10 protein-coding genes, 1 tRNA gene and 2 pseudogenes are annotated in these 10,644 nt (G+C 42.5%); 4 read left to right on the top strand and 9 right to left on the bottom strand.

Annotated elements, in window-relative coordinates:
- The first annotated feature begins 360 nt into the window (after window positions 1-360).
- Window positions 361-1,170, top strand: a complete 810-nt coding sequence (locus H164_RS0108045; protein WP_008565988.1) for a helix-turn-helix domain-containing protein — start codon at window positions 361-363, stop codon at window positions 1,168-1,170.
- A gap of 70 nt (window positions 1,171-1,240) precedes the next feature.
- A tRNA-Leu gene (locus tag H164_RS0108040) sits at window positions 1,241-1,322 on the top strand.
- Window positions 1,323-1,404: 82 nt separating this feature from the next.
- On the opposite strand, the gene H164_RS0108035 is transcribed toward H164_RS0108040, so the two are convergent.
- Window positions 1,405-1,704, bottom strand: coding sequence for a helix-turn-helix domain-containing protein (locus H164_RS0108035; RefSeq protein WP_019968138.1), 300 nt, complete (start codon window positions 1,702-1,704; stop codon window positions 1,405-1,407).
- A 308-nt stretch (window positions 1,705-2,012) separates the two neighbouring features.
- Between H164_RS0108035 and H164_RS0108030 the strand changes: the two are divergent.
- Window positions 2,013-3,161: pseudogene (locus tag H164_RS0108030) on the top strand (IS256 family transposase).
- Between the two features lie 470 nt (window positions 3,162-3,631).
- Here H164_RS0108030 and H164_RS15895 read toward each other — a convergent pair.
- From H164_RS15895 to H164_RS0108000, 6 genes and pseudogenes are all read right to left on the bottom strand, one after another.
- On the bottom strand, window positions 3,632-3,985 hold the full coding sequence (locus tag H164_RS15895; RefSeq protein WP_019968135.1) for a hypothetical protein: 354 nt from the start codon (window positions 3,983-3,985) through the stop codon (window positions 3,632-3,634).
- 1 nt (window position 3,986) lies between these two features.
- Window positions 3,987-5,120, bottom strand: a complete 1,134-nt coding sequence (locus H164_RS0108015; protein WP_025829827.1) for a DUF2931 family protein — start codon at window positions 5,118-5,120, stop codon at window positions 3,987-3,989.
- A 1-nt stretch (window position 5,121) separates the two neighbouring features.
- Window positions 5,122-5,430: a transposase gene (locus H164_RS15890; protein ID WP_455430844.1), complete on the bottom strand. Its 309-nt coding sequence runs from the start codon at window positions 5,428-5,430 to the stop codon at window positions 5,122-5,124.
- A pseudogene (locus H164_RS16160) lies at window positions 5,407-5,490 on the bottom strand (transposase); the annotation flags it as partial. The pseudogene H164_RS16160 and the gene H164_RS15890, both read right to left, overlap by 24 nt.
- 197 nt (window positions 5,491-5,687) lie before the next feature.
- Window positions 5,688-6,575 (bottom strand): hypothetical protein, encoded by an 888-nt coding sequence (locus H164_RS0108005; protein WP_019968132.1) that lies wholly within the window; start codon window positions 6,573-6,575, stop codon window positions 5,688-5,690.
- Between the two features lie 125 nt (window positions 6,576-6,700).
- Window positions 6,701-6,994 (bottom strand): type II toxin-antitoxin system RelE/ParE family toxin, encoded by a 294-nt coding sequence (locus H164_RS0108000; RefSeq protein WP_019968131.1) that lies wholly within the window; start codon window positions 6,992-6,994, stop codon window positions 6,701-6,703.
- Between the two features lie 2 nt (window positions 6,995-6,996).
- Between H164_RS0108000 and H164_RS15700 the strand changes: the two genes are divergently transcribed.
- Window positions 6,997-7,584 carry a hypothetical protein gene (locus tag H164_RS15700; RefSeq protein WP_162149770.1) on the top strand — a complete coding sequence of 196 codons (588 nt, stop codon included), beginning with the start codon at window positions 6,997-6,999 and terminating at the stop codon, window positions 7,582-7,584.
- Window positions 7,585-7,723: 139 nt separating this feature from the next.
- On the opposite strand, the gene H164_RS0107990 is transcribed toward H164_RS15700, so the two are convergent.
- A complete protein-coding gene (locus H164_RS0107990) occupies window positions 7,724-8,593 on the bottom strand; it encodes a phosphatidate cytidylyltransferase (RefSeq protein WP_019968129.1) in 870 nt (289 codons plus the stop codon).
- Window positions 8,586-10,631, bottom strand: coding sequence for an ATP-dependent zinc metalloprotease FtsH (gene ftsH / locus H164_RS0107985; RefSeq protein ID WP_026356291.1), 2,046 nt, complete (start codon window positions 10,629-10,631; stop codon window positions 8,586-8,588). The genes H164_RS0107990 and ftsH overlap by 8 nt, the downstream gene beginning before the upstream one ends.
- Window positions 10,632-10,644: the final 13 nt, after the last annotated feature.

Genomic DNA, 10,644 nt, shown 5'->3' with positions numbered 1-10,644 from the left:
TCATGAAATCCCCCACCCAAACCAATGGGGAAGTATGAAAAGCCACAAAGAAATGATGTAAATTCCACCGAAAGAAGTGATATTCTCGTTTTTAATTGCTACCTTTGTCATGTCAGATTTTTGCTTACTTGTTATGTTTGCAGCACCAAGATAGGTGAAATTTCTGACATATCCGAGTGTTTTGAGAACTTTGTTTCCCAGGCACTTGGAGTTCTCACAAGAATTTATGCTGCGGAATTAAGGTTTTTAAGAAAAAGAAAACATTTTCTTAAAACTTGACAATAGTTTCGAAAGATAATTACTATCTTTGTCCATAGGTCTGTTATATTAAGGTCCTTGTTAATTTTAATAATATCGCTTATGGATAACACCGATGTAATTATCATAGGTAACGATTTCACAAAAACAGGAGTTGCTGAGACAAAGGATTATGTTGTGCATGCACTCTGTACGCGGGGGGCGTGCAGTTTCGTTTATAATGACAGGAAATATGATTTCCGGAAAGACAACTTGCTGATTATCCGTGAACATCAGTTAATGCGATATATTATGCCACGCCATGATTTCGAAGTGATGGTGCTGTATATCCATCTTCCTTTTATAGAGAATATTACTCCCGACATTAACTTTGGCATTCGAAGTACGCTTCTCCTTTTGGAAAATCCTATTCTTCGGCTCACAAAAAAAGAAGTCGCTTGCAGTTTGGACGATATGAATGCCATTGTCGGACGAGTGGAAGACAAGCGTCATGCTTTCCGTTCACAAGCGATAGGCTTCAGTTGCCTACAGTTCTTTTTGGATATATTCAATTTCGAACATCGCATCTATGGGCCATCTCATGTCTCCCGGCATTCATCGCGACTCATCAGGGATTTCATTGAATTACTTCGCAACGGAGATTATAAAGCACACCGAGATGTGACCTACTATGCCGATAAGCTCTTCATTACGGCAAAGTATCTTTCAGATGTTTGTCGAGTCGTAACGGGACACCCTGCCAACTATTGGATCAATCATTTTGCAAAGGTTGATATCCGGTTGCAGCTTCGTAGCCAGCGAATGACAGTGCTTGAAATCAGCGAGATGTTTCATTTCTCATCGCCGGCCCATTTCACACGTTATGTCTTGTCACAATTTGGCAAGACCCCCACAGCCATCCGTGAACATTGATGGGAAACGGTAAAAAACATGAGCAGCCCTTCGTTATTTCAGAATATTATTGTACCTTTGCAACCACAATGCGCTTGTGGCGAAATTGGTAGACGCGCCAGACTTAGGATCTGGTGGTTTAGGCCGTGTAGGTTCGAGTCCTATCAGGCGCACGCTTAAAAATAACATTAATGAACTATTAGGTTGACTTACAATCTTTTAGTTCATTTCTTATTTTTCTCCTTTCTATATTTCCTATGACTTGAATATGTCGATACGTAATCCGAGCGAACTGATAAGGCGGAAAAACAGGCCCACACCGGGTTCTATCATCCCATTCTCTATTTTTGAGATATACGACTTTGTCGTTCCTGTCCGCTCGGCCAGCTCACTCTGCGTCATTTTTGCTTCCTTACGTGCCTGCAGAAGGATTTGCGAGGCATAGAAAGCCTTTGCCTCTTCCTCAAACAGCCGACGTTGCGGCGTTCCCTCCTTGCCGTACTTAGCGTCCAGCACGAGATCATAATCTTCTATCTTGTGATTGTTTGCGGGCATAGTCGGTAGTCAAGAATTAGGGGAAACAGAGGGAAACGCAGGAAATGTAACTATTTGAAATAGCATTATTTAGCATTTCTCTGCTATTATAAGGGTAAGCGAAAAAGAGCATCAAATAGCAGGAGTTCCGTTACCAAATCGTAACCCATTAGGGAAAAAGAAAAAAGGGTTACGGATTGAAGGTAAATTATTGTCGTTTAGGTGTTTATTCCTCATCTTTCATTTTTCCGCATCGCTCAGGAACACGAGAGTGTAAAGTAAACTGTGTCATGCTACAATAAGAAATAGTTTTATACAGTTTATTTATTATGGACAACCACGAAATTGATTACAAGAGAGCTGCGTAGCAGCTTCGTAATGGAGAACCGTCATTTGGTAAGGAAGGTGCTTTGGCACCAATGTTGGAGCGCATTTTGAATGCTGCCCTTGAAGGTGAGATGGATGCTCATCTCTCTATTGATGAACGCTCAAAAGGCAACCGCCGTAATGGTAAGATACCTAAGCAAGTGCAGACACGCTATGGTGAGGTCACTGTAGAAACTCCTCGTGACCGTGACGGTTCCTTTGAGCCTCAGACCGTCAGAAAGCGCGAAACGATCCTTGCAGAAGGTATGGCAGATCAGATTATAAACATGTATACTTTTGGTACAAGTACTCGCGATATCAGCAAGTATTTTGAGCGTGAGTTTGATACCAAACTATCTGCAGAAACCATCAGTTCCATCACAGACAGAGTACTGCCTGAAATCAAGTTATGGCGTTCACGAATGCTTGATCCTGTATATGCAATATGCTGGCTGGATGCCATCCATTATAAGGTGAAGGACGAAACTGGACGTGCGGTCTCACGTGCCATTTACAACGTCTTAGGCATCAACAAGGAAGGCCACAAGGAACTTCTTGGTATGTATGTCTCCAAGAGTGAAGGCGCTAACTTCTGGTTAGAGGTTCTGAGCGATCTTCAGAACAGAGGTGTCCGGGATATACTGATATGCTGCATTGACGGTCTGAAAGACTTTCCTGATGCTATACAGAGCGTATTCCCCAATACAAGTGTCCAACTCTGCGTTGTCCATCAAATACGCAACTCTATAAAACACGTTGGCAGTAAGCATCAAAAGGAGTTCCTCCGTGACCTTAAAACGGTATATGGTGCTGTTAGCAAAGAGACAGCAGAAACACAGTTAGACGCACTCTCAGGCAAGTGGGGAGAAACGTATCCCATCGTCATAAAATCATGGCGTGACAACTGGGAACGCCTCACGGAACACTTCCGGTATACACCTGCGATACGCAAGCTGATATACACCACCAACACCGTTGAAGGCTACCACAGACAAGTACGCAGGGTAACGAAGAACAAAGGCGTCTTCCCGTCCGATACATCTCTCGAAAAGCTTGTGTATCTGGCATACCGGAACATACGTGAGAAGTGGACTATGCCACTTGCAAACTAGTCTCAGATATCACAACAATTAGCAATAAAATTTGGAGAACGTTTTGAAATTATGTAACTTTGCCTCGGAAGAAAGGTTCCTCATCTGGCCGGCACGATTAAAAATCGTGTCAGTCAGATGAGGGAATTTAAAGGATTAGAACCTTGACACAGTTGAAATTACACAACCGTTTTACTGCCCCTATAAGTCTTAGATTTCGTGGTATTGGATTGTACTTGCCAAGAATTTCTCTTGCAAAAATACGACTTTCTGTTGCTCCGCGACTAAATCCAAACACATCAAATGTTATACTCTTGATATTCTTCCCTTGTGCTTTTTGAGATATGGATACAATCTTATTATCTATAAGACTAATCGCTCTTTTTATTTTTGCACTAACGCCCGTATTAAGGATTCCCATACCTTCTCCCCAAAAGACAGCATCATCCTCTCCTGAAGACGCAAGTCCCTCTTCATCAGCGAAGTAGTGACTACCCCTCTACGGGAGCCTTCGTACCTGGGCCTTCTATATAAACCTTATCTTGATAGGGGACACTCGTATCATACATCTCCCACAATATAGCAACATTAGAAAATCCGCTTTTATAGCTATCATAACCTTTAGATGGTTTATATTTCTTCTGTCCATTCTTATCTGTATATGCTTCATAACCCTTTTTGAACTCTTCCTTTGCTCTTTGGTTGAAGTACACATTATATTTATTGTTACCTGTTCCATCAAAAAACACACCGATGGTAATATCTATGGAATCATTGGGCCTTTTATTAGGATTCTTATCGGGAAGTTCAATGCCACACTTCCTATTTGTATATATTTCTTTCATACTATGCTCCTATATATTTCCGAACCTCTTCGCCTTCATAATTCCAATAGAATAAGTGGTCGTCATCTTTTTCATTCTCAGGTGTAACCTTAAAAACATCTATTTGACTATTCTTTAAATAATACTTATTGTCTCCCACTTGCAAATAAATATCAAACCGATTATTATACTTGCTTACTTTTACCATAAAAGTTCCTCTTGCATTCGCTGCTTTGTTCTTAAAGCCTTTGGAAAACGCATCCAGCATTTCTTGCTCGTCAAAGAAAAACTCGCCCGTATAAGTTGTATCTGCAACATTCCATTTCAAATAAAGTTGCTTGGGGCGAGATCGGTCTTCAACTTTTACACCATCGCAAGCATAGTTGAACTCTCCATTTATATATTCATAAACTATAGTATTACTATCCAACTTGCTATTCTTGTCTTCGAATTCGAACTTGCTATCATAATTAAAGCGTTCCTGATATTTGCTCCAAAGTTCATAAGGAACACCATTTTTCTTGAGGTTGACAGCCTGTTCCTCATTCAAATTTCCTTTGCAATAGTCTTCAACAGTGCTATCAACGAGAAGTGCATCTTTGTCAAAATCGCCAAGCTCCATATTTATAGTATCTGCCTGCAAAGTATCACACACCAAACTGTATCTTGCGGTGCCATTCAAATATAACCATATTTTCCCTCCCGGGAGCAAAGTGACAAGGAAACAAGAGTATGCCTCCTGTTTCTTTGTAAATTTATTATAATACCCTTCTCTGAACGAGTTGAGGATTTTTGTTTGAAGTCTTTCTGAAAAGGCTATATCTGCCTTGTAAAATTTGCGTTCGGTATATGATAGCCACAAAACTTCTAAATGATTAGGCATATCAAGCCCCTCACCATCCAAGTCTGCAAAACTTACTTCACCTTTACTTATTCCTATCCCTGCATTGGCAAAAGAACTCATAATAGGATACTTCTGCCCTTGGCCAAACCCCACAAAGCCATATTTAACTTCTACCGGGTAATTACGGGGCGCTGTAACATTGGCAACCCATGGAAATTTTGTTCTTGTGCTCATATCTTGTTTGTTATTACAGGCTATAACTATCACACACCCTGTAATAGCTAAAAGTCCTACTAATAAATGTTTTTTCATTCTATCCTTTTGCTATATCTACTTTATCACTGCTCTTGATGTACATTTTATCTTGTGCAGCGATGATCATTCGCTTATCTGACTCTATATTGGTTTCACCTAAAGAATGAATATCCACATTCTTCTCAGAAGTAACCTGTAGACTTCCTTTTGTTTCATACCTTTCATCACCACCAATATCTACTATGCTATTTTTAGAGATAGAGACTGTCGAGTCTTGGTTTACCATTAAACTACTATTACCTTCAACATTAACACTTGCTTCTTCTCCTATTTGCATATTAAAGTTTTTCCCCACGTTTACATTCAAATTCTTGTCAAACTCATCAATAATACAGAAAATTTCTGTAACTTTGTCCTTGGTAATCATCGCTTAGATATTTTGTAAGTTTTTGATTTTCAACTGTAAAGTTACAAAAAACTAACGAGATTACCAACTTTTACAAGGACTTTCTTAACCCGAACTCGCGTATAAATTGGAAGAGGTTAAAATGTCTTATAACTTCAAATTTGCCAGAAAGCGTAACGCTATAATTTATTTTTATAAAGTATTGATATTCTCATATTTCATTTATCGTTTTCTTGTATTTCATCTTCATAATATTGTGAATAAATTTTCAGGTTCTCATATCCATAATAATTCTTCTTTTTGAATCTATTGAGCAATTCCGGATGCTTTGAATACGTATCACTTATGATACCGATCACACCGGGAGTCTGTTCCTTTTCTAATTCTTTCTTTGATATAAGTTCTAAGATATAGGCCACATCTTCGTCAAGATTACCCTCGTATTTTGTTTTATAAGGTTCATTTAGAATCTCTTCAAGAAAAGGCATAAACATCGTTTGACAGTTTTCTGCCTCTGTACAGTATTGTCTGAATATATTTCTTCTTAGCTTCCATTTTCCGTTTATCCCAATTCTCCCAAAGAATATAGAAAACCAAGCACGATTATCCTCATCGGCTTTCATCTTTTTAAAGATAAAGGTTTTGAGATGATTATCCCAATATCCAAAATCTTGTACTAATTCATATATGTGGTATAAATCTTTTTGCATGTATGCAAAATCTGATTTCTTTCCATAGAATAGATAATTATTGAAAGCCAGTAGATATAATTTATCATCATATACCTCTGAATGAATATTCAAATCAACAAATCTATCTTTCTTATATATTATAAGATTATTGGGTTCGTCCTCAATTAAAGGATTTAATTCCACTTCAATGATATCACTTGTGTTTTCTTTAACATCATATCCAAATACTTGTTTTATTTTAGACTCGAACTCTTGTGCACTTGGAAATTTAAAGCCACTTTTAGCCAAAAGCACCTTCCTCTCATTTCCTATGTTTTTCATATTATCTGTTACTTTCTTTGTAGCTATGTTTTTACTGGATATTTGACTCTTTGGCTGATTTCTCATACATCCATAGCTACAGCTAAGCATCATGCATTCAAGCAAAATCAGTACTATTCTATGATTCCAAACCATAATTTTTTTTTTAATAATATTTCTTTCTAATAATACTAAAATAACATCTTTTGAAAACTCCTCAAGATCAGGGATGTTATCAATTATTTGGGTAACTTTTTTGAAGCATAATATGCCTTCTTTATTTTTAATGCTTTTTCTATTTCTTGCTTGGGCGTCTTCCGCGACTTCTTTTGAAATCCATTGAATAGTACTACCACCTGACCATTGTCGAAGATGAAGAACACGCGATAGATATTACTCTCGTATTCAATTCTCAATTCAAATAGGCCGTCCCTGATGACTTTGACGAATTTTACCGAAAGTCTTTCTTGTGTCTTCAATAGTTGCAGGGCATAATCTATCTTTCGCTGCACATTCTCATCCAATGCCTGCATGAATGTCTGGGAATAGCCACCGTATGTCCTTATCTTCTCATATAACAAAGGTAAATAAAGTTTCTTTATCTGACAACTTTTGCATTTCATATAAGCTGTTAAAATCTTTTAGTTTTTCCGCGAAAAGAGAAAAGTCAAACAGAAGTTTAAATAAATTAACAAATGAAAAGCTTGATAATCAATCAGTTAATTTTCCTAAGAACAAAGAACAAGAACAAGAGAAAAAGAAAGACGACGGAAGAAAGAAAGAGATAAAGTCGCCGCCGTCGCCGATTATTTTGTTTGGGAGGTTATGCAGTTTCGTCGCCGTCGCCGTTGTTTTCTTTCGGGTATTGCCCGTTCACGTCGTCGTCGCCGGTTTGTTTTCTGTTTCAGGCCTCTTGACTGCCCCGAAAAGATTTGCAAAAATAAATCCGAAAAAGTCTTGCATTCGCCTGCATAATTTTGTATATTTGCATCAGGCGGAACAGGAAAAACACATACGAAAATTTACTTCAGGCCATATTGCCGAACAATTTCAGCCATATTGGGGGCTAAAACGGCTGAGATTGCGTTGCAAAACGGTTGAGATTGGACTGCAAAATCATTGAGACAACGAGCAGGCCCATTTGCATGGCGGCGTGAGGTCGTTTGCGTGGCGGCATGAGACGTGGGCAGTCTCCACTTAGAAGCAAAATGCAGCGTGAAGACTCCCTCCCTTCGGTATGCCCATGATATACCGACGGACTGTCAGGCAAGCAATTGCAGGGTGTAGAGATACACGACTGCAGCGGGAATGGCCATGAGTGAAGAGTCGAAGCGGTCGAGCATTCCGCCATGTCCCGGTAGGATTTTTCCACTGTCCTTGATGCCCAAAGTGCGTTTGAAAAGGCTTTCGACAAGGTCGCCCCACGTTCCGAAGACCACAACGACAAGGCCCAAACCAGCCCAACCGGCCACGGACAGTTGCGAAGGTTGCAGCCCAGCATTGGCATGATAGCCGATGATGCCAGCCACGATTACCACAAGTATGCCGCCACCGATGCTTCCTTCCCAACTCTTTCCGGGACTGATGCGAGGGAACAGCTTGTGTTTTCCGAACAAAGAGCCGCTGCAATAAGCACCCGTATCGTTAATCCAAAGGAACACGAACACGCACAGCGGCAACAACATGTCGTAATGGACGACCGCACCCGTTGACGGACGGTCGAAAGCCAGCACATTGAGCATCGAGAACGGGACTGCAATATACAACTGCGAGAGCATCGTATAGGCCCAATCGTTGATGGGGTCCTCTTGTTTCAAATAGAGTTCGCTGATGAATAGATAGACGATGGTCAGCAGATAAGGGACAAAGATAACGAAGTTTGACGTTATGCCCATTCGGATGGCTGCAACAGTCAGGAAAAAGTAGACACCCGCCACCGTAGTGATAAATCGGTTGACGGCAACTCCACCCCTTTGGTTCACAAGCCCCGTGAATTCCCATATCGTAAGCCCCGTGATCAAGGCAAACAAGGCCACCATGGCATGCGGACTGAGGAAGCCGGCCACCATGACAACGACAAAGAGCGCACCGACGATGGCTCTTACAATCAGGTTTTTCTGTTTGTCACTCATTATTCTCTTTGTTTTCTAATGATGCTTGATGTTCTGCCTCGGCCTGTTTCACGGCGTCGGGCATGTCATCCAACGTAGGAACGTTGGCTTCGTTCTCATTGATGATTTCTTGTGCACGGCTCACCCACGGCCGTTTGCCGAATATCTTTTCCACGTCTTCGGCATAAATGACCTCACGGGCAATGAGCAATTCGGCCAATTCATTGTGGCCTCGCTGCTGTTCTTTCAAAATCTGCTTGGCGCGCGCATATTGTTCGTTGATCATTTTCAGCACCTCGTCGTCAATCACCTTGGCCGTGGTCTCGGAATAGGGGCGTTGGAACTGATATTCCTGATTGTTGTAGTAACAGATATTGGGCAGACGGTCGCTCATGCCGGCGTAGGCAATCATGCCATAGGCACTCTTTGTGGCCCGTTCGAGGTCGTTCATCGCGCCGGTGGAGATGTGTCCGGTGAACAACTCCTCTGCCGCACGCCCTCCGAGCAGGGCACACATCTCGTCAAGCATCTGTTCTTTGGTCGTAATCTGGCGTTCCTCGGGCAGATACCAAGCCGCTCCGAGGGCCTGTCCGCGGGGCACGATGCTCACTTTGACGAGCGGATCGGCATGCTCGCAGAACCAACTGATGGTGGCGTGACCAGCTTCATGCAAGGCAATAGAGCGCTTTTCGGCAGCTGTCATGACCTTCGTTTTCTTTTCCAATCCCCCGATAATGCGGTCAACGGCATCAAGGAAGTCTTGCTTGCTAACCGTTTTACTGTTGTGCCGTGCCGCAATCAATGCCGCTTCATTGCAAACGTTGGCGATGTCGGCACCCGAAAAGCCCGGTGTCTGTCGTGCCAGAAAATCGATGTCGAGGCTGTTGTCAATCTTCAATGGCCGCAGGTGTACTTGGAATATGGCCTTGCGCTCGGCCAAGTCAGGCAGGTCAACATTGATTTGGCGGTCGAAGCGACCGGCACGCAACAACGCTTTATCGAGCATATCAGCACGGTTCGTGGCCGCAAGTACGATGACTCCACTGTTGGTTCCAAAACCATCCATCTCGGTCAGCAGTGCGTTCAGTGTATTCTCGCGTTCGTCGTTGCCACCCATGGAGGGGTTCTTGCTGCGGGCACGGCCCACGGCATCGATTTCATCGATAAAGATGATGCAAGGCGACTTCTGTTTGGCTTGGGCGAAGACATCACGCACGCGACTCGCACCAACACCGACGAACATTTCAACGAAGTCTGAACCGCTCATCGAGAAAAACGGGACCCCGGCTTCGCCTGCAACTGCTTTGGCCAGCAGGGTCTTGCCCGTTCCCGGAGGCCCCACGAGCAGTGCGCCCTTGGGGATTTTACCACCAAGTTCGGTATATTTCTGTGGATTTTTCAGGAATTCAACGATTTCCTGCACTTCCTGCTTGGCTCCTTCCTGTCCGGCCACATCCTTAAACGTTATCCCGAGGTCGTTGGCCTTCTCATATAGCTTGGCTTTGCTCTTGCCTACACTGAAAATCCCACCGCCACCGGCGGCACCTCCTCCTCCAGCCATGCGCCTTGTAATCCAAATCCAAAAGATGACAAGGAGAACCAGCGGCCCGAACGAGAAGAGCAGGTTGTTGAGAATGCCGTTCCCAGAGTCGTTGTCATAGCTGAAGTCAATGATTTTTCCGCTCTTTTGTTCATAAGTCAGGAACTTTTCGAGTTCATCTACAGAACCGAAGACCACGTTCACGTAGGGTTGCTTCCCCACCTGCCGACTGTTCATGTGGAACACGTCTTGAATGTGCTTCGGATGGACGAACATCTTCAGCGTACTCTTTTCCTTGTTCACGACAACACTGGTTGCATAGCCCTTGGTCACGTATTGTTTGAACTTAGGATAGGAGACTTCGCGGCTCGTTCCTTCTCCGGCGAGCATATTTCCGCCTCCCGAAAAGAGCAGAATGCCTGCAACGATGGCCACCAACAGGTAAATCCAGTTCATATTGAAGCGTGGCATCTTCGGTTCGTGGCCACCATTCCTATTTAAAAAGTTGTTATTGTCCATATTGCGATGAAAG

The sequence above is a fragment of the Segatella maculosa DSM 19339 = JCM 15638 genome (assembly GCF_000382385.1).
Lineage (GTDB): Bacteria > Bacteroidota > Bacteroidia > Bacteroidales > Bacteroidaceae > Prevotella > Prevotella maculosa.
Note: the sequence above shows the minus strand (reverse complement) of the source record. Positions and strands in the feature narration are given on the sequence as shown.